This window comes from Alteromonas sp. MTD1 (assembly GCF_042848195.1).
GTDB lineage: Bacteria > Pseudomonadota > Gammaproteobacteria > Enterobacterales > Alteromonadaceae > Alteromonas.
In genome coordinates this window covers 130,044-155,869 of sequence record NZ_BTGG01000002.1, presented here as the reverse complement: position 1 = coordinate 155,869, position 25,826 = coordinate 130,044, and the positions used below count along the sequence as shown (strand labels likewise).

Genomic DNA, 25,826 nt, shown 5'->3' with positions numbered 1-25,826 from the left:
TAAAGATCTATTAACAAGGTTGTGATCTAAGGTTAACTTTGTGTTATCAATTTTGCTTTTAAATGCATCGAAGTTGCAGCTAAAGTTGTGAAAAATGCGATAAATAAGCGTGAATGTCGTTAACTTACATTGAACAAAAGAACTCATGTCCGTAGAATGCGCGCTGCATTTTTTCCGTCAACCATGGGTATTTTATGACGCAACAGTTCTCTTTACGTACCTCAGTATGCATAGCGTTAGCTACACTAGCTTCCTCTTCTGCGCTTGCTGCTGGTTTTCAAGTCAACGAACACAGTGCAAATGGCTTAGGGCGTGCTATGGCCGGTCAGGCAGCGAAGCCAGAGAACGCTTCAATCCTTGCAACAAACCCTGCAGCCATTGGCGTTTTCAAAGAAGCCGAGTTCAGTAGTTCAGTAAGTTTCATCGATCCAAATGTTGATGTAAACGGAACAGTTAACTATGCCGTAGGCGGCCAAGTGATTGCAGCAGCTGACGCAAGCGAAGATGACATTGCCAACACAGCCATTGTGCCTAGCTTTTTCTATACGCGTCCTATTAATGAGCGCGTTTCTGCAGGTGTAGGCGTTTTCACTACCTACGGCTTAACGTCAGATTATTCAGACGACTTCAATGCACTGCATTTTGCAGATACAGCCGAAGTTAAATCGGTAACTATCAACCCTGCTGTTTCTTACAAAGTAAATGATACGTTGATGGTTGGCTTAGGCTTAAGTGCAACCTTTGCTGACGCTCAAATTAATTCTGCAGTATCGGAAAGCCTATCACCAATTTTAAGTGCAAATGCGCAGACAACCATCCCTGCCACTACATCTATCTTCAAGCTTGAGGGTGATGATTGGGGCTATGGTTGGAATGTGGGTGTGTTTTGGCAACCTACAGAGATGACTAACATTGCGTTATCGCATCGCGCTGAAACTAAGTTAACACTTGATGGTGAGGTGACATCTAGCTTAACAGCATCACTAAATCAGCCTGGTAGCCTAGATCTAAATTTAGCTGCTATTACAGAGCTCGCTATCGATCAGAAAATAAATCAGCAATGGTCGGTGCAAGCAAGCGCAGTATTCACTGATTGGAGTACGTTTGAAAAGCTTGAAGCAAATCTAGCCGACGGTACTGATTTTCTTATTAAGCAAGAGAACTTCGACGATTCGTGGCGTGCAGCGCTTGGCGCTACTTATATACTCAACGACGAGTTTACGCTTCGAGCAGGCTTTGCCTATGACGATGGCGTAGTAACGGTAGAGAATCGTTCACTAAGTATTCCTGACACAGATCGTCATTGGGTGTCGGGTGGCTTCACGTATACTGTAAGTGAAGACACGTCTATCGATGCAGCTTATGTGTATATCAATGGTCGTGAAGCAAACATCGATAAAACGCGCGCGCTAAATGCAGAAGGTACTTTCACTTCGACATACACCGGAACGCAGTCGGCAACAGCCCACATTTTAAGCGTTCAGCTAAATACGCGTTTCTAAAATCGCACTTACTTCCATTTGAAACAAAGGCAGCACTTTACGCTGCCTTTTTAATTCAAGCTTCTTACTCACCTATTTTTATATCCTGTTTGAACACATCCTCGCTGTTTTTGTCGTTTTTTAATCTGCATTTAGTGATACGTTATGTGTACATTGAAAATGTATAGCGAACAAAGAATGAAACGCATTGAAAACGCTGCCTTTATTTTACTTATTTTATTTTTTCTAAATGGCTGCGTCATTGTTCATAAATCGGCAAAGCCGTCTTTTGGCACACAGGATTTTACCCAGCCAAGTTTTACTGCAATTACTGTGGCCTATGCGCCAGAAATGGACGGTATTTTAAATCGTATAGAGGCCGACCCTAATGCTGACATTCATACCACTACCAGCATTAAGGGCGTGACCTATCGCTTAGGTACTTATCACGACGAGCCTATTTTGGTTTTTGCAACGGGAATGAGCATTGCGAATGCGGCCATGACAATGCAAATGGCGCTAGATTACTTTCCCGTAAAGCAAGTTGTGTATATGGGTATTGCTGGTGCCGTAAACCCCAAGTGGCAGCCTGGTGATGTGATTGTGCCAGAGCGTTGGTACTACCATGACGAGAGTGTATATACCAACGCAGATCCAAAGAGACCCGGTGAATACATTTTGCCTGAGTATTACGCCGTGTTTATGAGTGAGCAGGAAGAAAGACGTGCTAAAGACCCACACATTCCAAACTATAAACCTTTTCATTTTATTCATCCCGACGAGGTACTAATTGTAAAGGATGGTATGGATGAGCCTAAGGATACGGCATATTTCAGTGCAACCCCTACGCTTCTTGATGCTGCGAGAAATGCCATAGCAAGCATTCCAACCCAACGAGTGCTTGATGAACGCGACGCCAAACTGCATGTTGGCGGAAACGGCGTTACCGGCTCGGTATTCATGGATAATCGTGAATATCGCAAGTGGACACATGAGGTTTTTAATGCCGAAGTAACAGAGATGGAATCTGCCGCGGTGGGACAAGTGTGCACGGTTAACAATGTCGACTGGGTAGTGATACGTGCAATTAGTGACTTAGCCGGTGGTCAAGAAGGAGTGAATGTAGAGCACAAGTATGACAAAGAGGTATCGCGAATTGGCGCAAACGTATTGTTCTCAGTGCTGGATGAATTGGCAAAATAAACACAGCTTTGTCTTTAAATTATAGAGTTTTAACGTATGCAAACACGCTTATGTTGCACAATGTTCTATAGTACCGCCGATTTAAATTTGTAAGGATAAAAGATGACCGCAAAGCCGTTGTTTACAAGGTCGCTTCTAGCACTATGTTTTACCTCTATTTATGGGGCTGCATTTGTGCCAGCCATTGCCTATGGGCAATACACATCCACTGCATCCCAAACAAAGCGCGCAGAGCTTACTGAAAGCGCTCCACGCGGAATACAACGGGCTGGACGTGACGCAGAAAACATTGAGCGTATAGAAACGACGTCGTCGCGCTTAATAGGTAAAGCAAATGCAAACGGCTACGTTGTGTCATCTTTTAATGAAGATACGTTGTCTTTTTTATCCTTTCAGCATATTCAAGAAAGCCTTAATTATGTTGCAGGTGCAGGCGTGCAGCGTGGTAATGGCCAAGAATACTTACCCGCACTTCGCTCGCCCGTGCTAACAGGTGCCGGTGCCTGTGGCGGCATTTTAGCCGCTGAAGACGGCGTTCCTTTGCGTGCCGCTGGCTTTTGTAACATTAACGAGCTTTTTGAAGCTCATGGCGAAATGGCCGAGCGCATAGATGTAGTAAAAGGGCCTGCCTCTGTTTTGTATGGTTCAAACGCTATACATGGCGTTATTAATGTTATTACTCCAGATACCACGCGAGGCGGTGGGCTTGCCGCTTTTGACTATGGTTCGTTTGGATATCATCGACTTAAGTTTCGCCAAGGGAAAGACTTTGGCAACAGCGGTATAGGCATTAATGCCAGTATCACGCGCGACACTGGTTATAGAGACGACGAGGGTGTCGATCAAGAAAAAGTAAATATTCGCCATCGTTTTGAAAGCGATGCCTTTTCTGTCACTACGGGAATGACCTACACCAACCTCGAACAAGACACAGCGGGTTTTATTGTTGGTGAAGATAGTTACAAAGATGAAGATATAGCGCAAAGCAACCCTAACCCTGAAGCGTTTCGCGATGCCACCAGTTTGCGATTGTGGAGCAAGCTAGATATGACATTTGACGATGGGCATGCGCTTACTGTTACACCGTATATTCGCAATCAAGAAATGGATTTTCGTATGCATTTCTTACCCGGCAAGCCGCTTGAACAAAATGCACAAGACGGTTTTGGTGTGCTGTCGCAGTTTAACTATGTAGTGAACCCTGCGTTTAATATTGATATAGGTATAGATGCAGAATCTACTGATGGTGAGCTTATGCAGGCACAAGATAGTGAAACTGTTGGCTCAGCGTTTTTGGTCGAAACAGTGCCTGTTGGAAAGCATTACGACTACACCGTTGATGCAAGGTTAATCGCCCCGTTCTTTGCTTTAAATTGGCAGCAAAATACATGGTTGTTGTCACTTGGCGGTCGTTATGAGGATATGCAGTACCGCTACGCCAACAATATGAATGTTGGGCGCGTAAGAGAAGATGGCACTGCCTGTGGATTTGGTGGTTGCAGATATTCACGCCCAGAAAGTGGCGAAAACAGCTTTAGTAATTTCAGCCCCAAGTTTTCAGCAAGCTATAAACTTACCGATAAAACCCAATTGTACCTGGGAGCATCGCGTGGTTATCGTGCGCCGCAGGCTACAGAGCTTTATCGTCTGCAGCGAGCGCAACAGGTTGCCGATTTAGACTCAGTTAAAGCAACAAACTACGAGGTAGGTGTAAAAGGGTTAACTGAAGGTGGACGCTATACAGTTTCTTTATATAGCCTTAGAAAAGATAACGTTATCTATCGCAATAGTGATTTCTTCAATGTAAGTAACGGAGAAACATGGCACCGCGGTATAGAGCTAGAGTTAAGCCAGGCTTTCGGTAACAGCTGGCGTATTGATTTCGCGGGCAGCTATGCGAAACACACCTACGAGCATAGCCAGCTTTCAGGTGAAGTTGATATTAAAGGCAATGACATTGATACCGCACCAGCGCTCCAGTTTAATACTAGGGTGAGCTATGCGTTTAGCGACGCATTACAAGGCCAGTTAGAATGGCAGTATGTTGATGACTATTTCACTGATGCAGAAAATCAGAATAGCTACGAAGGTCATGACCTGCTGCATGCTCGCTTTATCTATGCACTGAGCGACACAATTACCCTATTTGCTAGAGTGAATAACGTGCTAGATACGCAATATGCAGAGCGTGCCGACTTTACTAGTTTTACTGGTCCACGCTTTTTTCCTGGGCGTCCTCGAAACGTTATGTTTAGCGCGTCTGTCGCATTGTAATTTACCAAAGCTATTGCCTGAACTGCTTGTTATTCAAGCGGTTCAGGCGTAATCTTAGCGTTATTAATACCTACACATTTAGTGTCCGTAACGCCTATTCGCATGGGTTACAGTCTTGCCTCGTATAACGGTTTTCAACGCAGTCGTTATACGTGGAATGATTGTTAATAGGTAAAACCCATGCAAAAAATAGTTGTCGTTGGTGGCGGTGCTGGTGGCCTTGAGTTAGCCAGCCGTTTAAGCCGCACGCTCGGGAGAAAAAAACACGCTGAAATCACATTAGTCGACCGCAGTCGAACGCATATTTGGAAACCCTTGTTACACGAAGTAGCAGCGGGCGTCATAGATAAACACTCAGACGGTGTGGATTACGCTATTCACGCTGCGTCCCATCACTATCGTTTTCAGCTAGGCGAAATGTGCGCCTTGAATACCGATAAAAAAACCATAACGCTGTCGCCACTGATAGACGAAGAAGGCTGCCAAGTGCTGCCTGAACGTGAAGTACCTTACGACCAGCTTGTTCTTGCCATAGGCAGTGTAAGTAACGACTTCAATACGCCGGGCGTAGCTAAACACTGCTATTTTTTAGACTCGCTAAAGCAGGCAGAGCGCTTTCACCGCGCGTTGTTAAATCAGCTTATCCGTATTAATCAGCAAGAAGATAAAAACGCAAAAATTGATGTGGCTATTGTGGGTGCTGGTGCTACAGGCACTGAACTCGCCGCGCAGCTTCATCATGTTGCCAACTTATCAAAAGCTTACGGTATGCCAGACATGTCAGCATTACGTTTGAAAATTACTATCGTAGAAGCAGGAGAGCGTATTTTACCAGCGTTGCCAGAGCGCATTGCCAATTCGGCAAGAAAAGCACTGTATAAACTGGGTGTAGACATAAAAGAACAGACCATGGTGGCAGAAGCTGATGCAAAAGGCCTAATTACCAAAGACGGCTCGCGCATTGATGCTGATTTGATGGTGTGGGCAGCAGGCGTAAAAGCGCCTGATTTTATAACAGATATGAATATATTTGAGACTAACCGCGCCAACCAAATATTAGTAGATAAACAGCTTAGAAGTACCACACATAGCGACATTTGGGTGTTAGGTGATTGCTGTGGATTTCAGCAAAACAATGGAAAGTGGGTACCGCCGCGAGCGCAGTCTGCGCATCAAATGGCCGATGTAGTTGCACATAATATAACATCGTTATTTAACGGTAAGTCGACAAAAGATTTTACTTATCAAGACTACGGCTCGTTAGTGCACTTAAGTAAATACAGTACGGTTGGCAGTTTAATGGGCTCGCTGTCTAACAGCAGTATGTTTATTGAAGGGCGTTTGGCTAAACTGGTTTACGTGTCGTTGTATAACATGCATCAATTTGCCGTTCATGGAAAAGTTAAAGGTGCGCTAAAGCTGGTGGTGAAAAAACTCAGTCACGCGTTAAGCCCTAAACTGAAACTACACTAAGCGATAATTTTATAGTAAAAATCAAAAAAGCCCCATTGTTTGGGGCTCTTCAGAGATGTGATTGGCAATTATTGCTTAACACCTTCGACGTGTAGCTCAAGCTCTACCGTTTGAGATGCAGGACCGAGATCGTAATTAATACCATAATCTTTTAGTGCAATGGTGGTTGTGCCCATAAAGCCAGCACGGTATCCACCCCAAGGATCTTTACCTTCGCCAATCTTCTTAGCTTCGATAGAAATAGGCTTAGTTACACCATGAAGCGTAAAGTTACCCATTACGTCCATCATGCCATTACCTTTATCTACAATCTTGGTGCTTTCAAACTTCGCTTCAGGGTAAGTGTCTACATCAAGAAAATCATCACCCTTTAAGTGCTTGTCGCGCTCTGCGTGATTTGAGTCTACGCTGTCGGTATCAATGGTTACCATAATTTTGGCATTGTTAGGCATTGCTTCGTCATAGCTAAACGTGCCTTTAAAATCGTTAAAACGGCCTGTTAGCCACGAATAACCAAGGTGTTGAATTTTAAAATTAATCGACGCGTGAGCGCCTTTACTGTCAATGACATAGTCTGCGGCGTTCGCAGTACCAAGTGAAAGCGCAGCAGCAAGTGCAAGTGTTAACTTCTTCATTGTATCTCCTTACGTTCTATAATTAGTGAAGCCGTAACATCTGCTTCATGGTGTCGTCTTTATTGATAAAGTGGTGTTTTAATGCAGCGAGCGCATGCACTACTGCAAGACCAATCAGTGTCCACGCGAGGTAGAAATGTATATCACCCGCTACGTCTTCTTGATTCTCAAACAGTTCGCCAAGTGCAGGCACCGATACCCAATTAAATACTTCTATAGCGCGGCCATCTGCGGTCGAGATAAGGTACCCCGACATAAATAAGCTCAGTAGAACAAAATAAATAGCAGCATGCCCAACCTTACTTAAGCGCTTTTCAATTGCTGAGCCGTGGGGTGCCGGGCGTTTGGTTCTAAGCCTTATCAATAAGCGAAACAGCGTAGCGGCAAGCAAAATTAGGCCAACGCTTTTATGCCAATGAGGCGCAGTTTTATACCAGTCACTGTAATAGGTTAGGTCAACCATCCATAAGCCTGATGCAAACATGCCAATAACAATTAGCGCAGTTATCCAGTGCAAAGTTACGATGGTTTTCGGCCAGCGGCTATTCATATTCGTCCTATACGAAAAGTTATACCGCAAAGTATATGTTTTGCGGTACAGATTGAATATTGCATTTTTTCAGCAGTTTTGTTCTTTTTTTTAGAATGAACTGCGAGATTTTGATAAAAATTAAGCTTATTTTCATGGTTTGCTTAAACGAATTGATGTGCAATAAGGATTAGTGCTAGCGATTATTGCGCCTATATTTGCGTTAACTGCAGTTTCGTTGGGTAAATTGTCTTTTTATATGAATCTAGACCATACTGAAACAGACAAAAAACAACGCTGAAGAAATCGAAAAAGCACATGATTTCGAATTGTTTTATGGGGCGAGAAGATTATGCGAAGTGCGCATGGTGCATATGCAATAACAAGTTGCGGTGATGTAATGGCTGTAAAGGCGCATGGTCCTTGGAATGCTGAATGTATTAAACAGTTTGCCAACGATTACCGCGAAGAGCGAGCTATCTTCGAGAATAAGCGATGGGCAGACATAGTCTCGCACATTGGAGAGTCGTTGTTTGTTCCCGAAGCAGAAGCTGTATTAAAAGCTGCTATTACAGCCGTTGCGCAGGAAGGGTTATGTCACGTAGCGATTGTTATCGGGCGCTCTACTGCACGTTCGTTAACGAGATCTCAGCTTAAGAAAATGTATGGAAAAACGGGCGTTGATTTCGCTTTTTTTGATACTGAAACGGAAGCAGTGGTTTGGCTTACCGAAAATGGCTACAAAGTAGACCAATCAAAGCTAGAAGAGCATTTAGCGAAAGTTCCTGTTACACCCTAAAAGCAAACGCCATAGTGGTATGTTTTTCGCACTAGATTTTTACCGTATAGAGAAACCTATCAGTACAATGGAGCAAGAAGTATGTATAAAACACTCTTCCCCACCAGTGTTGTTACGAAAGCGTTCACATGGGCCTATCAAGAGCTAGGCTTAGAGTTATCTCAAGCATCTGAAATACTTGGTATTTCACCTGCTTCACTTGCTCAAACTACGCTTCTTGGGTTTGAAAGCAATACGCCTGAATATAGAAAGCAGCTAGCGTTTATTCGAATGTATCATTTACTCATTAGTGTGTCAGAAGGGGACACGGCATACATGACACGTTGGTTTGCCCAGTTCAATATTGCTTTGGAAGCGTCGCCATTTGACTGCTGTAAAACGCACGAAGGGATTGAGCAAGTGAGCGACCTTTTGCGTTCGGTGAAGTTACGCAGTGAACTTAATCACGAATCATACTCGGCAATAAGCGAGAAGCTGTCTGCATCAGCACTTGGCGGCGAAAGGGTACGCGTACATTAGCCCTGTCTGTTCATGCACACGCATCTTCACTGTCAAATAGCACTTCCTCAATAAAGCTTGCACATAATGCAGGCTGTGTCATGGGTAACATATGTCCCGCTTCGGCAACAATCTGCGTGCGCGCCGAAGGCAACTTATCCACTACAGCTTGGATATGGTCTTTGGGGTTTAATATAACGTCTTGCCCCCCATACAGAACACCAACAGGACACGTTATATTTCCGTACATTGATGACTGTCTATGTAAGCTTCCTTGCGCTGATACTGTATCGCGACTACCTTCGTAAAAATGACGGCTATGCAATGAAAGAAGGCCTCCACCAGTAATTGCAAAGTCCTTTGGAACGGGCTCTGGAGAAAATATTTGCGCAATTTGTTTTCGGCCCATGGCTACCCGAAGTGGGCTTGCGATAGTTTTTGAGACGGCGCGTCTTGCGGTATGGTTTGGAATGTACAACATTGACAAAGGGCCTGCACCGCCTTTGAGCATAGTAGTTAAAGGGCATATTAAGGTGACTGCACGAATCTTCTGAGGTGCATCAAGGGCCATGCGCAATGAAATGCCTCCTCCCATTGAATGACCAACCAATGCCGCTTCGGAAATATTTTCCTTGTCCATCCATTCAAGTAGCATTTGGCTTTGCTTCTCAAATGTTGATGGCGTTGAAGTCATCCTGCTGGAAAATCCGCTTCCAGGACGGTCGACAGAGTATACTGTGTAGTGTTGCGCTAGAATGTTGGCCAGCTCGTAGAAGTTTCTACTGTTACCAAGAAGACCGTGTACGAGTATTATGGCTGGGCCACTGCCACTTACTTGCCAGTGAATAACACCACCGTTTACTGTTGTAAGCTTGCCTGGCGGTGAGAATTGAGACTCTATGCTTTTATCAATTTTCTGAGTGTAAAACACCGCAAGGCCAATAAGTAAAACGATAACCAGCAACACAACAAACATATTATTTCTCTGCATACACGTATGAAATTCAAACTATCTTCAATAGCGCTACGCGTCAACTAGCAAGCTGCTATCACTGGTCATAAGCTTCATTTATACTGAATGCGTGTTAAAGATAGAAATCCTTTTAACCTGCGATGTCTATCAAAAATTCAAAGCAAATATGCTCAGGAATGTCGATGGAAATAAACATAACTGCACATTTATCAATTGATGAAAGTGAAATTGATATGCAGGCAATTCGCGCCCAAGGTAGTGGCGGGCAAAACGTAAATAAAGTGAGTAGTGCAATTCATCTTCGATTTGATGTGAACGGCTCCTCTTTACCCGACGACTTAAAAGACAAGTTGCTCTCCCTTAACGACAGCAGAGTAACCAACGATGGCGTGTTTGTTTTAAAAGCGCAGAATTTTCGTACCCAAGAGCAAAATAGGGAAGACGCAATAGTGCGCTTATGCAACTGGATAAAAGCGGCAACGGTCGAGCAGAAGCCCCGAAAAGCAACAAAAGTAAGCCGTGCAGTAAAAGCAAGGCGTGGAGACGCCAAAAAACAGCAAAGCGCCAAGAAAAAGCTAAGAAATAAAGTGGATTTTTAACGCAAGCTAACGATCTTCCAACGTTGAGCTTTTAGATGTACATAAAAAAAATTTTTAACTAAGCGGAATAAAAGCCCTGCGTTATCCGTTATCTCATTGTCCTTATCAATAAAAGGAGATAACAGGATGAAATCACTAAATACAGCAGTACTATTTGCCTTAGGTTTAGCCACTACACACACTGTTGCACAAGAAGTTAGCTTTACTTCTAACGCATCGACAGAAAATTCTGTTTCAACCTCATTGTCGCTATCACAACCTAGCGCGTCAGCAAGCGCAAATCAGAATGCACAAGTTAATTCTGAAATTAACAGTGAAGACGGGCAACAAGATGAGGCAATGCCTTCAGAAGATACTGTTGCTGATGACACAACCGAACAGGCAGGCAGTAATCTTAATCAGGTTACTTCAGTAACCCAAAACGCTTCTTTATTAACTTCAGCTTCTGCGGTTTCAACGGCAACGTCGAGTGGCTTACAGGCAGCAACTGTTGCAACTCAAGCTGTACGAGGTAGTGTGCAAGGGGCAGTAGAAGGCACAATTGGCTCGTCAGTTCAAAATACTGTAGGTACAGCGGTCCAAAACACGGTAGGGGCATCTGTTCAGAACGCCGTGGGGACTTCTGTTGAAAGCGCCGTAGGCACTGTCGTCCAGAATACCGTAGGTGAGTCTGTAGATGGCGCTATTGCATCTACAGTTGAGCAGACTGTATCTGGTAGCATCGAAGATACAGTAAATGCAACAGTAACCAACTCGGTTACCTCAGCAGTTGATGGCGCTCTCGGCCTCTAAATTAGCAACAAGCATAACAAGCCATAACATTGTTATGGCTTGAGTACTTCTTCTATCCAAGGCGTTTTACTTCTCGCCGCTTTTCTTCAGTTTTTATGTACTCCTAACCGCGCTATCAATTAATCAGAAATCTAGATTTTATGATGTTGCGTTACGGGGGCACGTGTTTGGAAGGTTACAGTTATGAATGCACTTCATTGTAAACAGATATTGAACAGACAAGCTAATAACAAGTGTACTCTTGTTGTAAGTGTCAGCGTGCTATCTTCTATCGTGTTATCACTCTCTGCCAGCGCTAATAATAGCGCTAACCAAAGCGCTAAAAAAGACACAAAGTACACGCTGTCTGGATCAGCATATGTAGGGGTTCGTCACGATTCTAACGTAAGTGTGAGCGAACTAGATACCAATACTGCACTGTCAGATAACGCACTTCAAACCAACGGTAAACTTCAATTAAAGCTCGCACCTACAAAGAAGTGGACGTCTACATTTTCTGTATCTCGTGCCGACACTCACTATAATAATTTAGATGACTTCGATTTGGGTCTAACCACTTATTCAGTGCAAACCGACTATGCTTTCGACATAGCAAAGCTTGGTGCACACTATTACCACGCAGAAGCTCACTTAGGCGGAGAAGGCTTCCTTACCTATCAACAACAAGGCGTTTCGGCCGGGAAGCAATTGGGTAAACAGGCCTATTTAAGAGTAAGCGCGGATAATATTGATAAGACGTTTGATGTAGCAAAGGAGCGTGACAGCGAAGCAAATGCATTGCGCAGCGACGCTTTTTACTTCTTCGATTCGAGCGACTTCATTCAACTGGCTTTGAAGTATCAAAAAGAAGATGCACTCGACAACGTATTTGATTTTACCAGTGTTGGCGCCGACGTGGCGTATACCCACCCATTGTCGATGTTGAATAAGCCGTTGTCGTTATCTTTCACTTATACATTTGACTCACGCAACTATAGTCGCGCGTCACAAAGTGATTTACCGCGAGAGGATGACAGGCACCGCGTTGAGATAAAAGCGAACTATGAAGTGCATAAACATGTGAAACTATCGTTTTCTACAGAATACGGTGACTATGCCTCAACATTCACCGGCGCTGACTATGAAGAGACTATTGCAGAGCTTGGTGTAAATGTGCATTTCTAACTCCCAACACTGGTAAGCGGCAAACGCCAAACACTAAACACTCATGAGAAGACAGTGGTTTGTAGAGGCTATCTTAATAGAATGCCAAAACCAAAAACGGTATCGCGGCCAGGTGCTCCTGCGTCAATGGCGCTTCGCTGCATCAACGCTAACGCACTCTGTCTATTTTTATTTTTTCGCAGTAAACATGCATATTTTGCTGCGATTATTGGGGCAGCCATAGACGTTCCTGTCTGTCGTATTGTTTTGTTTGGAGGCAATGCGGTTTCGACAGATACACCAAGCGCTGCGAAATCGACATATTCGCCTTGATTTGCCCAGCGATAAATTCGATTGTCGCTGTCTACCGCTGTCGCGCCTAACGTTTGTGGGTATGCAGCAGGATATAAAGGCAGTGACGCTGGCCCTTCGTTTCCAACGGCGGCAATAACCTGTATTCCTAACTCGTCAAGTTGAGTAATAGCGGCCATTAAAAGCGGGTTATTTGGCCCAGCCAAACTCATATTGATAGCATCCACTTGTAACGATGCTAAATGGTTTATTCCCTTCAATAGTGCCGAAAGCGTTGCGCCTCGACTTATGCTGTTGCGAGTATAAAAAACATTGGCATTGAACAACTGGCTGCCTGGCGGCAATACATTGGCCATTAAGCTTGCAACTGACGTTCCGTGTTCACTTGAGCCTTCTGCGCCCTCAATTAAGAACGACGCTTGCTCTATCTGTATATGCGAAAACAAAGGGTGATCACTGGTGATGTGTGTATCTATCATTCCCATTCTTAACGGGCTGTCACATTCGATATAACCCGTGTGGCTATCTTCCGCTCCAGTGCTTTCAGTTTGTGCGTGGTTAACAGACCGGTGTTCGTTGGCAGATTTAGGCAATGAAGCTTCACGCTTGCTTTGTGATAAATAAATGTGATTCCTAACAACTTGTGCTTGAAGCGGTTCTGGCAAACTGTTGCGAATTAACGACACCGTATCGGTATCACCTTCCACTTTTACACGAAAAAGCCATTTAGAAAGCGACGACATAAAATGCTTTTCAAGAACCGAAATAGCTGGGTGGTTAAAATAGTCGATGTCACTTTCTTCTCCCATGAATAACCACTCTTTTTCTACCGCGATAAAGCCGTCTTCAACCGATATTTCTTGAATTATCGGTTCGCCATCAACCGACAAAATGGTGCTTGCATTGGGTACAGTAAAACGTGGTGTCACACCGCTTATTGTATTTGAAACAAGAGTTTGTGTTGCTAATGAGCCTTTTTCTAACTTCGTTTTGGCATTGTTTTCAACTTGCTCTCGCAAGCGCGAAAAGTTTGAAGGTAATCGCTCTATAACTGGTGTAACGGGTGTAATGACTTGACCCGCTGCAGGAAGTATTTGAGCAGATACTGCGGTGCTAGCGAACGACAATAAACAAGCGTAGAGTTTTGCATATTTCATTATCTTACCTCATCAACAATAACTGCCATGCAAACAACAGTAAGCATGGCACAAATTGTGCCATGCTCTATATGGTTTCACTTTCTTCTTGCACTAGTTGCAACTAAAAGAATAACGCCAAACAAGCAAAAAAATTCCATAAGGTAGGAATAAAAATGAAAGTGACCCGTTAACTACATAAATCGGTTCATTAGCATAGGGCTTTAAAAATGAAAGATGAGTTAACCAAGCTCGTACCGTCTTTAAGAAAGTTCGCGTATTCGCTTACAGGCAACATGCACGATGCTGACGACTTGCTTCAGAGCACACTGGAAAAGCTATTAAGCAAATCGGTGCCCGAGGGAGCAACATTAATGGCATGGTCTTTTCGGGTTTGCAGAAATTGCTGGATTGATGAGTATCGAGCAAAAAAAGTACGCGTGAACGCGAAAGAGGCATTAGAACACGAAATAAAAGAAGGACAGATTCAGGTGGAAATGGATGAAGCTATTACGCATGGTGTTACGCTAAAGCAAGTGTCTAGTGCTATGGACGAACTGCCCTACGAACAGCGAGAAACCCTGTCTCTGGTAGCCGTGCAAGGAATGAGCTACAGCGACGCTTCTGAAGTACTTCAAGTGCCTACAGGCACCATAATGAGCAGGCTGGCGCGTGCTCGCGCTAAGCTCTCAAGTTTGTTAAATGGTCAAAACGAGGTGCTGTCATGAAAGTAAGCGATGAAATGCTATCTGCGTTTTTAGACGGGGAGCTATCAAGCCGCGACATGGATAACGTGCGTGATGCCATAGCAGAAAATGTTGCTATTGCCGACAGACTAGCGGCTTTGGCTGAAGTAGATATGGTAGTGAAGGCAGCGGCAGAAAAAGCAACGGCCACAGCATTACCAAAAGAGATTATTGATTTACTGGCAACGGATAGCGACAACGCTGTTACAAATGTGACTTACTTAGCGAAGCCCGATTTAACTGCACCCAAATTAGTAAAGCAGGAAAAATCGTCGGCGAAAGACAGTGTAAATACGCAAAGTGAATCGGTAGCCAAACTTCAAAGCAATAATGAAAAGGCTTCTTGGGTCAAAATGCCAATGGCATTGGCCGCCAGTGTTGCCTTACTTGCGGGCTTAGTTTTCTTTCAGTTAGGCGAAGAGAATCAACCAATACCGCAAGGTTCCCACTGGGCTAACGTGTCTAGCGCGCTCAATAATAATTTAACTGGCGAAACAGCGCGTTTTTCGGGTGATGTTTCAGTAACGCCACAGCTTTCGTTTGTGAATGCTAAGCTTGAGTATTGTAGGCAAGCTGAAGTGATGTCGAGTGAAGAGTTAAACGTAATGATTGCTTGTAAGGATGAATCAAACGGTTGGCAGTTGGTTGCAAGCAAATTAGGTGCCTCGGGCACAGATGATGCGCTGTATCAAACGGCAAGTAGCGCTAAGCTTATGGAAGAAGAACTTGATGCACTAATGGTTTCTGCGCCTTTAACGCGTGAGCAAGAGCGAGGCGCGGTGAAACAAGGTTGGTTTGTTCAAAGCAACAAAGAAGGAGTTAAAGATGAAAACTAATATATTTCGGTTAATGCTGACAATGTTGATCACACTTTCTGTGTTTGGCTGTGCCAGTCAGCCTGATTATAAACAGGCTGCAAAGGGCGGTTATGGCTATACAGAAAGTAAGCTAAGCGACACGCAATACAGAGTTCACTTTAAAGCAAAAGGTACTGATAAGAGCAAAGCGATGGATTATGCCATGCTGCGTGCGTCGGAGCTTACGTTGCTGGCAAGCTATGACTGGTTTGTGGTTACAAGTCGCGAAACGCTAATAGACAAAGAGACGGTGCAAACTGCTCCTGTTAGTGGTTTCAATCAGCGTTATACTCGCGTTAAATCATGTGGGTTGTTGAGCTGTCGTACCTCTTATCACCCTACTACGCAGTTTGAAACTGGCGTGTATGTTGGTGGCGTTCAACAAAGTGAAATTGAAACGGTGCTAAATATTGAGATGGGCAAAGGTACAAGACCAGCAGGACAGGCCAGTTTTGACGCCCGTGAAGTGCAAGAGAATTTAGCGCCTCAAGACGACGAATAGTGTTAAAACAAACATTTAATTAGCCAAAGAAAAAGGGGCTATATAGCCCCTTAAAAACCACAACATAACTTGGAAAACACATTTACATACATAAAGCCGCACACTCAACGACCTTACGTATTAATTAAGATAGCGTAAAAACAAAAAGGTTCCGCTTGTTTGAAAATAAATAGGTAAAATTTTTAATACCTATAGACGTTTGAAAAACACGGTTACCTAGCGCTATTTTGATGTGTTGCCGCACGAAGCGTCATAAATACAATGCAGGTTATGAGAGCAATGGTAATAGCACTAGCCAAAAATGGAAGCGCAATGCTGTATTGATAAAGCAGTGCAGCTACGGGCGGACCAACCACATATCCCATCGCGGTGGTAGCAGTAATTAACCCGGTAATTTTAGCTTGTTGTGCAGGTGTGCAATAGGTTGTGGCAGAAGCCGCTAAAGAGGGATAAGCCATCCCCATCCCCAAGCCCATAACAGCCATTGCCACATACATCATGGAAATAGACTGCTGAAGAAAAAGCAAAATGTACGCAATGACTAACAGTGGTAAGGAAACCTGTATCATAGCCTCGGTACTTACTCGGGCTTTTTGCACTACAAAAAACTGAACCGACAGTGAGGTTACTGCGCTAACCATCATTGCAAAACCCACAAGCCTTGCACCTTCAACAGGTGATAACGAATAAAAGTCTATAAAAAAGAAGCCTATTGATTGCTGCATCATGGCCATAGCACAAAATACACACACACACGCTACAACAAATACATACGGGATCTTCGAGGATGGCGCTTCATTTACCGTTTCATTCGCGTTGCTATGCTGCGCTGAGGTAGGGGTAAGTACAGGAAGTTTGAAATAAACAAGCACTAATGCCAGTAGCGTAAGTAGAACAATGCTGTACAGCGGCGCAAGAAGCCCAAAACCTACCAATAAACCAGCATAAGCGGGCCCAATGATTTGCCCTACACTGCTGGCAGATGTGACTTTACTTATAGCGCTTACTCTTGCCTTAGGTGAGCTTATTGCTACGGCGTAACCCACAGCAGAGGGTGGTGTTGCCGACATAATAGTAGATTGCATACTGCGCGAGAAAAGCAGAGCTAAAAACAGGTTGGTGCCGCCTATAATGCCTGAAAATCCTGCCATCCAAGCACTTGCAAAAGCGAATGTACCTAAACTGTAGCCAGCTAGGCCCACCATAAGAATGCGCTTGACCCCCGCCCGTTTGGCTACTTTGCTCCATACACTAGTGCCTAGCGCAAATATAAGCGCTGAACTCGACATGATCGTTGCAATATGGAACTCAGAGAGCGACGCTTCACGGCCCAACGATGGAAGCGTAGTTAACATGACACTTTGCCCAACAGATGTCGCAAGTAATGCGCAAAAAAGCACTTTAAAAATTATGGAGCTGGAAGCTGTCGATTGCAAAAAAGGAACGCCTTGATGAAGGTGGATTGATCCACGGCGAGTATAACACAGAGATTGCCTTGTCTTTTGCGGCATTGCCTACTGCATTGCGAGTGTGGGGAGCATGAAACAAAAAAATGCCCGCCAGAGGCGGGCCAAAATCAGAGGTTTGTAAAGGCCGGGATAAGCCTTTGAGGGGAGAGGCATGTTGCACTGTGACAACGCACTGATAAAAGGTTACCAGTGTCCTCGCATGGTCTCGCTGAAGCAACACACATTTACATCCAACGAATCCAAATAGGGTTACAATCCTTTGCTCTGCAAGACATCAATGTCGAACTTGTGGTGTAGGTACTCAGCGCTTAGTTGCAATCCGTATACAACAAGTGCTCTGCGTCCTGCGAGTTTTGTGAAGTCTTCACTGACTTCACCACATCACCATCAAGCGATACGACGAACCTTCGACAACTTCCTAATAGTGATAACCGCAACATCCTTTTATCCGTGTCGTTTAATCCTTCGAAAAAATTCGCCCTAACTGCGCCTTCTTTCAACAACCTTGCTATCGCTATGTGTATTTCGGTCTTCCCTTACTAACGCGTTCCGTACGTCGTGATACACATCGTCTTTGTCCGTTACCTCTATGTATGCGTTATCCGTGCCATTGCTTAAATATGATTCTGAAAATAAATTAAATTATTGAAATTTAATGTTTTTATGTATTTTAAGCTGATTGATTGATAAGAGATAAAGTGAAATGAACCTAAGAGATATGTACTTTTTTCCTACCACTATGTAGCGTTTTACACACAGCGTCGCTTTTTGCAGAACATGCGATAATTACAAATCAAACATCGATAAGCGTTTAGCGTGAGCTGTCATTTAGTGTTATGTTATATCGTGTTTAACTTTTGAAAAAAACGTAGGTTATGATTACTGTGTGTCGTGCTTTTTTAACAAGCGTCGTGTTTATGTGCTTTGTAGCGCTAGCCACTTCAATTTTTGGTCAAATTAATGTTGCACACGCGGCTAATGCGCCAGAGTATGAGGAGATCGATTGGGTAGCACTTATGCCAGAAGATGACTTAAGCGCACTTATGAATCGACCTGAATTTTTAAATGATATTGCTGATGGTTCTGCACAAGACTCGGTAGACGATTTTAAATCTCAAATGTTAGAAGACGAACAAGCGCAGCGGTATCAATCGGCCCTTACCTCTACTCGTGTTATCGATGCTTTTAACGGAAAAGCGGTTAGAATACCTGGGTTCATTGTTCCTCTTGAGCAAAACGAGAATCAAGAGGCAACCACGTTTTTTATTGTCCCTTATTTTGGGGCATGTTTGCACATGCCGCCGCCTCCGCCGAATCAAATTCTATTTGTTGAGTTTGAAGAAGGGATTGAAATTGAAAATCTCTATGACCCTTTTTGGTTTGAAGGGACCGTAGAAATTGAGCGTCACGAGAGTGCAATAGGTACATCTGCTTACTCGTTGAACCTTCATCATTTTGAGTACTACGAGGAGTGATAATAATGTCACGCACTATTACACATAATTTGCCTTTTATACTTCCTAAGCGCTTTGTTATAGGCCTATTCTGCTTTTTCACAGCCTCTTTTCCAGGTGTAGCCTGTGAGCTTCACGCTGGCATGGAAGGAATGGGATTTGGCTTTCAGCATCCGTTGATGCAGCAACATTTAGCGCCCAAACGCGACGCGGTAATTGGACTACGTATCGATAGAAAACGCACAATGCAGCAAAATGAATCGCTAGACATACCATTACGATTCACCGTACCGCCTAGTTACGAGCAAATTAATGTTGATGTTACTACTAGTGATGGTTTGGCCTTGTTGTCACAAGAGCGTTTTAAAATAAACAGTACCATGGGTAAAGAAAACATAAGTTTTAAAGCGCTTTCGCAAGGAACGCATGAACTGACTTTAAAAGTGTACGCACTTAAAAGTAATGTGCCGGTAACCTACACACGCAAAGTAAAGGTTATCGTAAGCTAGTCAACGCACTTTTAGGCAGTCAATACGGTTATGCAGAAGGGAAACTTCACAATAACGCTTATACAATTGATGTTCGTTGTGGTGTTTTTGTTGTTGGGTAGTGCTACAGGGTTATGGATAACTGGGCAAGGCGCCGGGCTGGTAACTGGGCTATTAACCCTGTTTTCAAGTAATAGCACTGCTATTTACCAAGCATATGATAATGGCTTTAATCGTGAGTCTTACCCAGATATAGAATGGGAAGCGTTACTTCCTGAAAATGAAAAAGCACTTATCGGTAGGCAAGCCACCGAACCGTCTACTTCAAGCGAGAATCCGCTTCACGAGCAAGTATTTCAATCTATTCAGCGAACGTTTGATAGCAACTATCAGCAGGCCCTAGTTTCAACCAATACAGTGTCAGCACTCAACAACACGCCTGTGAGTCTGAACGGTTTTATTGTACCCGTAGAGGCAAATGCAGAACGTGAAATCACGGCTTTTTTCGTAGTGCCTTACTTTGGCGCATGTATTCACTATCCACCTCCGCCGCCCAACCAAATTGTCTTTATTAACTTAGGCTCGGTGGGGTTAAGTGGCATTGATATACAGCAAGCTTATACCTTTTCAGGTGTGTTAACGACAGGGCTGTATGAAGATCCGCAGGGAACATCAGCCTATATTTTGGATGCGGTTCATATCGCAAAGTATGACGGAAAGAACGCGCAAGGCTCATTTCATTTAGAAGGAGCCTTGGCTAACTAAGAGGTGCTTACGTGCTGCTTTTCATTATAAAGAGCAGTTAGTAATAACAACTACCAAGAACCGTACATCGGGTTAGGCAGTAAAAAAAGCGTTTTGCCGATATGAGGAAGCAGTTCATCTACATCGGCCGATTCCTGCGTTGTGTTTGCAAAGTCTTCAATGTTGTCGCCCACTTGCATAACAATGTTATGAGGTGTTGACCACGCTTTTTGGTTTGTTGAGATACTACAGTTAACCGTTCCCTTCTTAACCGACAGGCGACGTAAGTCTTTATCGTTAATTATGCCCTCTTGGCCCATCGCCGCTTTATCTGCCGGTGTTCTTCCCAGCATGCACGCATTCTCAGGGGTTAAGGGTAAACCTAGAGCAAGTAAGTTTTCCCACGTGTGGTTATCAAGCGATTTGTCTCTATTCGTAACCAAGGCTATTTTGCCGCCTCTTTCAATTACGCGTTGAATAAAGTTGCTTACGCCGGGCACCAATGTGGCCTCTTTGCGAACAACCCATGCATTCCAGCTTTCAGACGAATATCCTAACCCAGCCGATTCACGTTCTCGTTGATATTGGCTGTTATCTAATACGGTTTCATCAACGTCCATTACCACCACATCATTGTTGTTGAACGCCGAAGGCAGTGCCGCGATAGCGTTTGAATACACATACCGCGCTAGCGTTGGGTACTCTTTACTTTCTGTTTGATATATAACAGCAGATGATACCGAATGCGCTTTTGCGCCGGCCAGAGGGGTATTCGGTGTGCTTGAGCATGCGGTTAGCAACATAGCAGCGCTGCTAATCAAGCAAGTAGCAGGTAAGTTAAGCGACAAACGTAACAAAACAAAATCCTTTCTATAAGTATTAAGCAGCAATAACCTTAACAAAAAACACTGTGTTTTTAACGCTGTATAACCGTACCGCTGCTTTGTGCAATGGCGTCATGTGCGTGAAGGCTTTCTTGATGCTCTACTTTTACATGAAAATACGTTGCTTGGTAATACATACTAAACGCGTTGTGTAAGCGTCTTACCGCATCTTCAACAAACATCAAATTTTCAGCATTACGCTTGGCAAAAGCTTGCTCGTCTTCGCGTTTCACTGCCGTTTGCAGCGGGGTGCCTAATGTGTTTTCAATTAAATCGATGATGTCAGTATAGTCGGGAAGTTCAGGATCTCTAAGTATTAGTGTTACATCAGCAAAAGAACGCTGTGCATGCGCTGTTGCGATACTTCCTTCTTTTGAAGCAAGCCATGCACTTACTGTCTCTGCATCGATATTCTTATCGCTAAATTGCTGCGTAAATGCATCGGCAAGTGCTTTTCTCGACAGCGACGCCGAACAAGGGCACGTACTTGAGTAGGGCACGCTTATCGCTAGCGTTAAATTTAAATGCGCTTTTTGTTGGTGTGCAGTAATCGCCATTTTGTAGCTTTGATAGCCCGATGCCTTACTGGCCAGTGCAGGTCGCAGCAATACTAAGTCAGTATGCAGCGTTAAAATTGCTTCAGATGAAAGTCCCGCTTGTGACTGGATAAGCGCAAGCATAAGAGGCTTGAGTGTATCTGTGGTTAACGTTTGGTTACTTAGGTGTGATTGTAGCAAGTTATATAGGCGTGACATATGGATGCCTTTGGCATCCGCATCATCAAGATTTACAGTTACATCTACTGTTGCCTGACTTGCCAATAATTGACCGCTACTACTTTTAATTGAAAGCGGAATGGCAATGCCAGCCATACCTACTTGGTCAATTTTTCCGCCTAATTGCGTGTTCTTTTCGGTGGTAATATCAGGAAGTGACGGTACATTCGAAGCGCTTGATGACAAAACTAATTCCTCAGAAAATCAAAAAAAAGAAGAAGGCGTGCCCTTTATTATGCCTGCGTATATGACGTGTTGGTTTGACGCAGTCGATAATTTGCGGTGTGAGCGATAACCACAAAAATGGAAGCAACAATGGTGATATAGGTTTCGCTGTTTTCGCCTAAGTCGTGCAGGTCTATGTGCAAAGGTGCCATAAGTGGGCTTTCAAGTAACATTGGTGAGCACAACAGAACTAGGCCAATGATGCCCATGCTTAATACCCATGCTTGTTTGTGATGACGAAAACCCAGAGTGAGAGCGAGAAGACCAACAGGTAAGATAAAGAATAAAAGCGCATGATGAAGGGTTTCGCCGCTAAAAATGCTATATGCGGCTAGAGAGGGCACAGCTACCAGTAATAAAGGGGTAGCAATACAATGCAAAATACAAAGTGACGACAGCACCATGGCCAATCGGTCGGACATGATTTGTGTTTTACCAGTGCTATTTTGATAGGTTACGAGTGACATTGTCGCTCCTCTTTAAGATATGATTTCGGGTTTAAAGGTTAAAAGAGAAATAAGCCTTAGCGTACTGCTTAAAATCTGATAACAGCCTGATTACCTGATAACTTTACAGCGCTTTGTTGATTCATTGTTACCCAATGCGCATTCACCGTATGTAGCGCTTGCCATATCGCAAAGCCATTAAATGTTGCTTTGTTGATGCCGTTTGCACACTTAAGTAAATAGGCAGCACGAAAATCTTCATGTTTATCGTTTTCATGACTATGTTCTTCATGTTCATGTTCATGTTCATGTTCATGTTCATGTTCATGTTTATGCTCATGCTCACGTGTTGCGGCGGCGGTAAAAATTGTAGGCACTTCTACCACCGTCTCTACAACTGAACATTTTTTATCGAGAGTAAATAGAGCATGGAAATCGTCGAATGTATTTCTGGAAGCGGCAACGGCTGAAAGTTGTGCTTCGGTTTGTGGTGTATGCTCGAAACCTAGTACATCAGACGCAGGAAGTTGCAAAACAAACTGCCAATCCTTACCCGCCTGCAAAACCTGAAGCGTACCAACTCCATGCTGATGCACAGCAGCATAAGATGGTGCAGAAAATAGGGCCATAACGGCAATTAAGCGAAAAATAGTCATCGTCACCCTTCTCTAAAAACTTTACTTATTGCAAATGATTTTCACTCAATACTTGCTTAATTGTTATATTGTAACATAACATAATTGGCAATTGTTATATTATCACATTTATTTGCAGAGGCTGTATTAATGAAACTTACTCAGGTGGCAGTAGGCATATCGCTGTTATTGCCAGCGTCGCTAATGGCGCAAACCTTGAAGGGTATTGTGACAAATACTCAGGGAAAACCAGTTGCAGAGGCTACGGTAGAAATTGAGCGTTTAAAGCGCTCTGTTTCAACAAACGAGAAAGGCGAATTTGTATTTTCTGACCTGTCTGCGGGCAATTACGACCTACATATTTTCGCACCGGGTTTTGCGCATTTACACAAAGAAACTCAGGTAGACAACGCGTCAGATACAATGTCGCGCTTTGTACTGGCAAACAGTGCCATTGAAGTGATTGATGTGCATGCAACGCCTATGCACCTATCGGTAATGGAATCAGCAACACCAGTTAGTGTATTGTCGGGCGAAAACCTAAGGCGCCAGCAAGCCGCAACATTAGGTGACACCCTTGAAAAGCTACCTGGTGTTCAAACGAACTTCCACGGTAACGTTGCCAGTACGCCAGTAATTCGCGGTCTAAGTGGTCCTCGTGTGCTGATTACACAAAACGGGTTGGATGTAAGTGATGTGTCGCGTGTTGGTCCAGACCATGCGGTAGCGGGTGAAGCGTCTACAGCACAGCAAATTGAAGTACTTCGTGGCCCAGCAACATTGTTCTTCGGAAGCGGTGCTATTGGTGGTGTAGTAAACGTTGTAGACCAGCGTGTATCTACATCTTCAGAGACTCGTGGCGAGTTTCTTGTTGAGTCGCAAAGCGTCAACGATCAAAAGCTAGCTACATTTAATATGACCACTGGCACAGATAATATTGGCGTGTACTTTGATGGTTTTTATCGTGATGCCAACGATTATGAAACACCAGTTGCCCCAGATATTGACGATCCTGACGGCGAACGAAAAGTTGAAAACAGTGGTGAAGAATCTAACGGCTTTACCCTTGGCACCAGCTATTTGTTTGATAAAGGCTACGTTGGGGTAGCCGTAGAACAGTTTAATCGTGAATACGGTATTCCTGGTCATAGTCATGGCGGCGTAGACTCTGTTTTTGCAGACCTTGAGCAAACCCGTGTTCAACTGCTTGGTGAATATGACGTGCGTGGTGAGTACATTCAAAGTGTTCACGTTCGAGCAGGCGTTACCGATTATGAGCACGTCGAAATTGAAGGTAATTTTGCCGGTACGGAATTCAGCAACGAAACTGAAGAGCTCCGTTTAGAAGTACTTCACCAGCCCTTTATGGGGTGGGAAGGTGGCCTGAGCATTCACTACAAGGGCAGAGATGTTTTTGCGCAGGGTGAAGAGGCTTTCACACCACCTTCTGAAATGGAAATGTTCGCACTTGCGCTTATGGAAGAACGTCATTTCGGCGACCTGCTAGTTCAGCTTGGTGGAAGAGTAGAGCGTGTAACGCTTGACGCAGCAAGTGTGTTACTTCCTGAGCTAGACGCGCATGAGCACCACGATGACCAAGACCAAGACCAAGACCAAGACCACGACCATGATGAAGAAGGCCATAACGATGAGCATGACCATGACGACGACCACGACCACAGCGAAAGCGAGCTAATTCGTCAGTTCACTACCGAGCAAGAGTTCACGCCAGTATCATTGTCAGCAGGTGCGGTTTACACAATTAATGATAACTACAACGTAGGCATTTCATTATCGCGTTCACAGCGAGCACCGTCAGCGCAAGAGCTTCTGTCTTTTGGCCCACACATTGGTACACGTACCCATGAAATTGGTGCGCTGTTTGATTTGTCTGAAGAAGGCGAGTTCGTGCTTTCTGAGCAGCCTATCGACCTAGAAACGGCTAACAACATTGACCTTACGTTCAGAAAAACTCAGGGCGATGTGGGCTTTGTATTCAACGCATTCTACAACCAAGTAGATAACTACTATTACCAAGATGGAACAGGCTTGTTTGCCGAAAGTGGCCACGACCATTCTCACGGTGAAGAGCACAGTCATGGCGACGAGCATGATCATGGCGACGAACACAGCGATGAGCTGCCGGTTTATCTATTCCGTTCAGCTGATGCTATTTTGCATGGATTTGAGTTTCAAATTGGTTGGCAAGCTACTGAAACACTTAAAGTGGATGCATTTGCAGATTACGTTAAAGCGCGTCTTAAAGATGGCGGGGCGCTACCTCGTACGTCGCCAATGCGTGTTGGTACACACATTCAGTACACCCTAGATAATGTTCGTGCTGACCTTGAAGTTACCCATTTCGCGAAGCAAGACGACATCTCGTCTTTCGAGACCGAAACCGATGGTTACACGCTGGTCGATGCCACTGTAACTTACGACGTGCCATTAGGTGACGTAGATTTATCGGTTTACTTAAGTGGTAAAAACTTAACTGACCAAGAAGCACGTGTTCACACTTCATTTCTTAAAGACATTGCGCCGCGCCCTGGAAGAAACCTAGCGTTTGGTGTTCGTGGCTATTTCTAAGTTGTAACGAGCGCCCTTATTCTGGTTGGTTGTGGTGATGCAGAGACGACCATTGTATAGCTTCCGCCTTTAGAAGCACCGGATGATGATCACGACGGTGATCACAATCACGATTAATCGTTGATTGTATAAAGAAAAAGGTCCCCATGTAGGCGACCTTTTTT

25 protein-coding genes are annotated in these 25,826 nt (G+C 44.1%); 16 read left to right on the top strand and 9 right to left on the bottom strand.

Features of this window, described 5'->3' with window-relative positions; translation table 11 throughout:
* The first annotated feature begins 194 nt into the window (after positions 1 to 194).
* From ACGHAV_RS03325 to ACGHAV_RS03310, 4 genes are all read left to right on the top strand, one after another.
* The gene (locus ACGHAV_RS03325; RefSeq protein WP_390376414.1) at positions 195 to 1,502 is read left to right on the top strand and encodes an OmpP1/FadL family transporter; all 1,308 of its coding nucleotides are present in this window, start codon (positions 195 to 197) and stop codon (positions 1,500 to 1,502) included.
* Between the two features lie 177 nt (positions 1,503 to 1,679).
* Complete coding sequence (locus ACGHAV_RS03320) at positions 1,680 to 2,684, top strand: purine phosphorylase (RefSeq protein ID WP_390376411.1); 1,005 nt, start codon at positions 1,680 to 1,682, stop codon at positions 2,682 to 2,684.
* 102 nt (positions 2,685 to 2,786) lie between these two features.
* Positions 2,787 to 4,958 (top strand): TonB-dependent receptor, encoded by a 2,172-nt coding sequence (locus ACGHAV_RS03315; RefSeq protein ID WP_390376408.1) that lies wholly within the window; start codon positions 2,787 to 2,789, stop codon positions 4,956 to 4,958.
* A gap of 180 nt (positions 4,959 to 5,138) precedes the next feature.
* Positions 5,139 to 6,431, top strand: coding sequence for an NAD(P)/FAD-dependent oxidoreductase (locus ACGHAV_RS03310; protein ID WP_390376405.1), 1,293 nt, complete (start codon positions 5,139 to 5,141; stop codon positions 6,429 to 6,431).
* A gap of 68 nt (positions 6,432 to 6,499) precedes the next feature.
* Here the strand turns inward: ACGHAV_RS03310 and ACGHAV_RS03305 are convergent, their stop codons facing one another.
* Complete coding sequence (locus ACGHAV_RS03305) at positions 6,500 to 7,066, bottom strand: YceI family protein (protein ID WP_390376402.1); 567 nt, start codon at positions 7,064 to 7,066, stop codon at positions 6,500 to 6,502.
* A gap of 22 nt (positions 7,067 to 7,088) precedes the next feature.
* Positions 7,089 to 7,616: a cytochrome b gene (locus ACGHAV_RS03300; protein ID WP_390376399.1), complete on the bottom strand. Its 528-nt coding sequence runs from the start codon at positions 7,614 to 7,616 to the stop codon at positions 7,089 to 7,091.
* 331 nt (positions 7,617 to 7,947) lie between these two features.
* On the opposite strand from ACGHAV_RS03300, the gene ACGHAV_RS03295 reads away from it, so the two are divergent.
* Both ACGHAV_RS03295 and ACGHAV_RS03290 read left to right on the top strand, forming a co-directional pair.
* A complete protein-coding gene (locus ACGHAV_RS03295) occupies positions 7,948 to 8,394 on the top strand; it encodes a hypothetical protein (protein WP_390376396.1) in 447 nt (148 codons plus the stop codon).
* Positions 8,395 to 8,475: 81 nt separating this feature from the next.
* Positions 8,476 to 8,913: a hypothetical protein gene (locus ACGHAV_RS03290; RefSeq protein ID WP_390376393.1), complete on the top strand. Its 438-nt coding sequence runs from the start codon at positions 8,476 to 8,478 to the stop codon at positions 8,911 to 8,913.
* 10 nt (positions 8,914 to 8,923) lie between these two features.
* Here the strand turns inward: ACGHAV_RS03290 and ACGHAV_RS03285 are convergent, their stop codons facing one another.
* Positions 8,924 to 9,868 carry an alpha/beta fold hydrolase gene (locus ACGHAV_RS03285; RefSeq protein WP_390376391.1) on the bottom strand — a complete coding sequence of 315 codons (945 nt, stop codon included), beginning with the start codon at positions 9,866 to 9,868 and terminating at the stop codon, positions 8,924 to 8,926.
* Between the two features lie 179 nt (positions 9,869 to 10,047).
* Between ACGHAV_RS03285 and arfB the strand changes: the two genes are divergently transcribed.
* The 3 genes from arfB (at position 10,048) to ACGHAV_RS03270 (ending at position 12,420) form a co-directional block, all read left to right on the top strand.
* Positions 10,048 to 10,464 carry an alternative ribosome rescue aminoacyl-tRNA hydrolase ArfB gene (arfB, locus tag ACGHAV_RS03280; protein WP_390376388.1) on the top strand — a complete coding sequence of 139 codons (417 nt, stop codon included), beginning with the start codon at positions 10,048 to 10,050 and terminating at the stop codon, positions 10,462 to 10,464.
* A gap of 126 nt (positions 10,465 to 10,590) precedes the next feature.
* A complete protein-coding gene (locus tag ACGHAV_RS03275) occupies positions 10,591 to 11,256 on the top strand; it encodes a hypothetical protein (RefSeq protein WP_390376385.1) in 666 nt (221 codons plus the stop codon).
* 183 nt (positions 11,257 to 11,439) lie between these two features.
* Positions 11,440 to 12,420, top strand: a complete 981-nt coding sequence (locus ACGHAV_RS03270) for an outer membrane beta-barrel protein (RefSeq protein WP_390376382.1) — start codon at positions 11,440 to 11,442, stop codon at positions 12,418 to 12,420.
* A gap of 68 nt (positions 12,421 to 12,488) precedes the next feature.
* Here the strand turns inward: ACGHAV_RS03270 and ACGHAV_RS03265 are convergent, their stop codons facing one another.
* Positions 12,489 to 13,868 carry a S8 family serine peptidase gene (locus ACGHAV_RS03265; RefSeq protein WP_390376379.1) on the bottom strand — a complete coding sequence of 460 codons (1,380 nt, stop codon included), beginning with the start codon at positions 13,866 to 13,868 and terminating at the stop codon, positions 12,489 to 12,491.
* A 209-nt stretch (positions 13,869 to 14,077) separates the two neighbouring features.
* On the opposite strand from ACGHAV_RS03265, the gene ACGHAV_RS03260 reads away from it, so the two are divergent.
* Genes ACGHAV_RS03260 through ACGHAV_RS03250 form a run of 3 tightly spaced genes read left to right on the top strand, consistent with a single transcriptional unit; the run spans position 14,078 to position 15,952 of the window.
* Positions 14,078 to 14,575 carry an RNA polymerase sigma factor gene (locus ACGHAV_RS03260; protein ID WP_390376376.1) on the top strand — a complete coding sequence of 166 codons (498 nt, stop codon included), beginning with the start codon at positions 14,078 to 14,080 and terminating at the stop codon, positions 14,573 to 14,575.
* Positions 14,572 to 15,429, top strand: a complete 858-nt coding sequence (locus ACGHAV_RS03255; RefSeq protein WP_390376373.1) for an anti-sigma factor — start codon at positions 14,572 to 14,574, stop codon at positions 15,427 to 15,429. The genes ACGHAV_RS03260 and ACGHAV_RS03255 overlap by 4 nt, the downstream gene beginning before the upstream one ends.
* A complete protein-coding gene (locus ACGHAV_RS03250) occupies positions 15,419 to 15,952 on the top strand; it encodes a hypothetical protein (RefSeq protein WP_390376370.1) in 534 nt (177 codons plus the stop codon). The genes ACGHAV_RS03255 and ACGHAV_RS03250 overlap by 11 nt, the downstream gene beginning before the upstream one ends.
* 212 nt (positions 15,953 to 16,164) lie before the next feature.
* Here ACGHAV_RS03250 and ACGHAV_RS03245 read toward each other — a convergent pair whose 3' ends face one another.
* Complete coding sequence (locus ACGHAV_RS03245; RefSeq protein WP_390376988.1) at positions 16,165 to 17,352, bottom strand: MFS transporter; 1,188 nt, start codon at positions 17,350 to 17,352, stop codon at positions 16,165 to 16,167.
* 986 nt (positions 17,353 to 18,338) lie between these two features.
* On the opposite strand from ACGHAV_RS03245, the gene ACGHAV_RS03240 reads away from it, so the two are divergent.
* From ACGHAV_RS03240 to ACGHAV_RS03230, 3 genes are read left to right on the top strand one after another with little or no spacing between them, the layout of a single operon-like run.
* Positions 18,339 to 18,896, top strand: a complete 558-nt coding sequence (locus ACGHAV_RS03240) for a DUF3299 domain-containing protein (protein WP_390376368.1) — start codon at positions 18,339 to 18,341, stop codon at positions 18,894 to 18,896.
* 5 nt (positions 18,897 to 18,901) lie between these two features.
* Entirely contained in the window at positions 18,902 to 19,384 is a 483-nt protein-coding gene (locus tag ACGHAV_RS03235) for a hypothetical protein (protein WP_390376366.1), read from the top strand.
* Between the two features lie 30 nt (positions 19,385 to 19,414).
* On the top strand, positions 19,415 to 20,128 hold the full coding sequence (locus ACGHAV_RS03230; protein ID WP_390376363.1) for a DUF3299 domain-containing protein: 714 nt from the start codon (positions 19,415 to 19,417) through the stop codon (positions 20,126 to 20,128).
* A gap of 50 nt (positions 20,129 to 20,178) precedes the next feature.
* On the opposite strand, the gene ACGHAV_RS03225 is transcribed toward ACGHAV_RS03230, so the two are convergent.
* From ACGHAV_RS03225 to ACGHAV_RS03210, 4 genes are all read right to left on the bottom strand, one after another.
* Positions 20,179 to 20,964 (bottom strand): 5'-nucleotidase, lipoprotein e(P4) family, encoded by a 786-nt coding sequence (locus tag ACGHAV_RS03225; RefSeq protein WP_390376361.1) that lies wholly within the window; start codon positions 20,962 to 20,964, stop codon positions 20,179 to 20,181.
* Between the two features lie 59 nt (positions 20,965 to 21,023).
* Positions 21,024 to 21,953 (bottom strand): GTP cyclohydrolase FolE2, encoded by a 930-nt coding sequence (gene folE2 / locus ACGHAV_RS03220; protein WP_390376359.1) that lies wholly within the window; start codon positions 21,951 to 21,953, stop codon positions 21,024 to 21,026.
* Positions 21,954 to 22,000: 47 nt separating this feature from the next.
* Positions 22,001 to 22,459: a MerC domain-containing protein gene (locus tag ACGHAV_RS03215; RefSeq protein WP_390376356.1), complete on the bottom strand. Its 459-nt coding sequence runs from the start codon at positions 22,457 to 22,459 to the stop codon at positions 22,001 to 22,003.
* Positions 22,460 to 22,527: 68 nt separating this feature from the next.
* Complete coding sequence (locus ACGHAV_RS03210; RefSeq protein ID WP_390376353.1) at positions 22,528 to 23,094, bottom strand: DUF2796 domain-containing protein; 567 nt, start codon at positions 23,092 to 23,094, stop codon at positions 22,528 to 22,530.
* 129 nt (positions 23,095 to 23,223) lie between these two features.
* On the opposite strand from ACGHAV_RS03210, the gene ACGHAV_RS03205 reads away from it, so the two are divergent.
* Entirely contained in the window at positions 23,224 to 25,662 is a 2,439-nt protein-coding gene (locus tag ACGHAV_RS03205) for a TonB-dependent receptor (protein ID WP_390376350.1), read from the top strand.
* The last annotated feature ends 164 nt before the right edge of the window (positions 25,663 to 25,826 follow it).

What these genes read in the sequence shown, in the direction of transcription:
- ACGHAV_RS03210 (WP_390376353.1), bottom strand. Translation starts at nt 23,094, where the DNA reads ATGACTATTTTTCGCTTAATTGCCGTTATGGCCCTATTTTCTGCACCA.
- ACGHAV_RS03275 (WP_390376385.1), top strand. Translation starts at nt 10,591, where the DNA reads ATGAAATCACTAAATACAGCAGTACTATTTGCCTTAGGTTTAGCCACT.
- ACGHAV_RS03215 (WP_390376356.1), bottom strand. Translation starts at nt 22,459, where the DNA reads ATGTCACTCGTAACCTATCAAAATAGCACTGGTAAAACACAAATCATG.
- ACGHAV_RS03260 (WP_390376376.1), top strand. Translation starts at nt 14,078, where the DNA reads ATGAAAGATGAGTTAACCAAGCTCGTACCGTCTTTAAGAAAGTTCGCG.
- ACGHAV_RS03305 (WP_390376402.1), bottom strand. Translation starts at nt 7,066, where the DNA reads ATGAAGAAGTTAACACTTGCACTTGCTGCTGCGCTTTCACTTGGTACT.
- ACGHAV_RS03315 (WP_390376408.1), top strand. Translation starts at nt 2,787, where the DNA reads ATGACCGCAAAGCCGTTGTTTACAAGGTCGCTTCTAGCACTATGTTTT.
- ACGHAV_RS03285 (WP_390376391.1), bottom strand. Translation starts at nt 9,868, where the DNA reads ATGTTTGTTGTGTTGCTGGTTATCGTTTTACTTATTGGCCTTGCGGTG.
- ACGHAV_RS03205 (WP_390376350.1), top strand. Translation starts at nt 23,224, where the DNA reads ATGAAACTTACTCAGGTGGCAGTAGGCATATCGCTGTTATTGCCAGCG.
- ACGHAV_RS03250 (WP_390376370.1), top strand. Translation starts at nt 15,419, where the DNA reads ATGAAAACTAATATATTTCGGTTAATGCTGACAATGTTGATCACACTT.
- ACGHAV_RS03320 (WP_390376411.1), top strand. Translation starts at nt 1,680, where the DNA reads ATGAAACGCATTGAAAACGCTGCCTTTATTTTACTTATTTTATTTTTT.
- ACGHAV_RS03325 (WP_390376414.1), top strand. Translation starts at nt 195, where the DNA reads ATGACGCAACAGTTCTCTTTACGTACCTCAGTATGCATAGCGTTAGCT.
- arfB (WP_390376388.1), top strand. Translation starts at nt 10,048, where the DNA reads ATGGAAATAAACATAACTGCACATTTATCAATTGATGAAAGTGAAATT.
- ACGHAV_RS03300 (WP_390376399.1), bottom strand. Translation starts at nt 7,616, where the DNA reads ATGAATAGCCGCTGGCCGAAAACCATCGTAACTTTGCACTGGATAACT.
- ACGHAV_RS03290 (WP_390376393.1), top strand. Translation starts at nt 8,476, where the DNA reads ATGTATAAAACACTCTTCCCCACCAGTGTTGTTACGAAAGCGTTCACA.
- ACGHAV_RS03255 (WP_390376373.1), top strand. Translation starts at nt 14,572, where the DNA reads ATGAAAGTAAGCGATGAAATGCTATCTGCGTTTTTAGACGGGGAGCTA.
- ACGHAV_RS03235 (WP_390376366.1), top strand. Translation starts at nt 18,902, where the DNA reads ATGTCACGCACTATTACACATAATTTGCCTTTTATACTTCCTAAGCGC.
- ACGHAV_RS03270 (WP_390376382.1), top strand. Translation starts at nt 11,440, where the DNA reads ATGAATGCACTTCATTGTAAACAGATATTGAACAGACAAGCTAATAAC.
- ACGHAV_RS03310 (WP_390376405.1), top strand. Translation starts at nt 5,139, where the DNA reads ATGCAAAAAATAGTTGTCGTTGGTGGCGGTGCTGGTGGCCTTGAGTTA.
- ACGHAV_RS03230 (WP_390376363.1), top strand. Translation starts at nt 19,415, where the DNA reads ATGCAGAAGGGAAACTTCACAATAACGCTTATACAATTGATGTTCGTT.
- ACGHAV_RS03265 (WP_390376379.1), bottom strand. Translation starts at nt 13,868, where the DNA reads ATGAAATATGCAAAACTCTACGCTTGTTTATTGTCGTTCGCTAGCACC.
- ACGHAV_RS03295 (WP_390376396.1), top strand. Translation starts at nt 7,948, where the DNA reads ATGCGAAGTGCGCATGGTGCATATGCAATAACAAGTTGCGGTGATGTA.
- ACGHAV_RS03240 (WP_390376368.1), top strand. Translation starts at nt 18,339, where the DNA reads ATGTGCTTTGTAGCGCTAGCCACTTCAATTTTTGGTCAAATTAATGTT.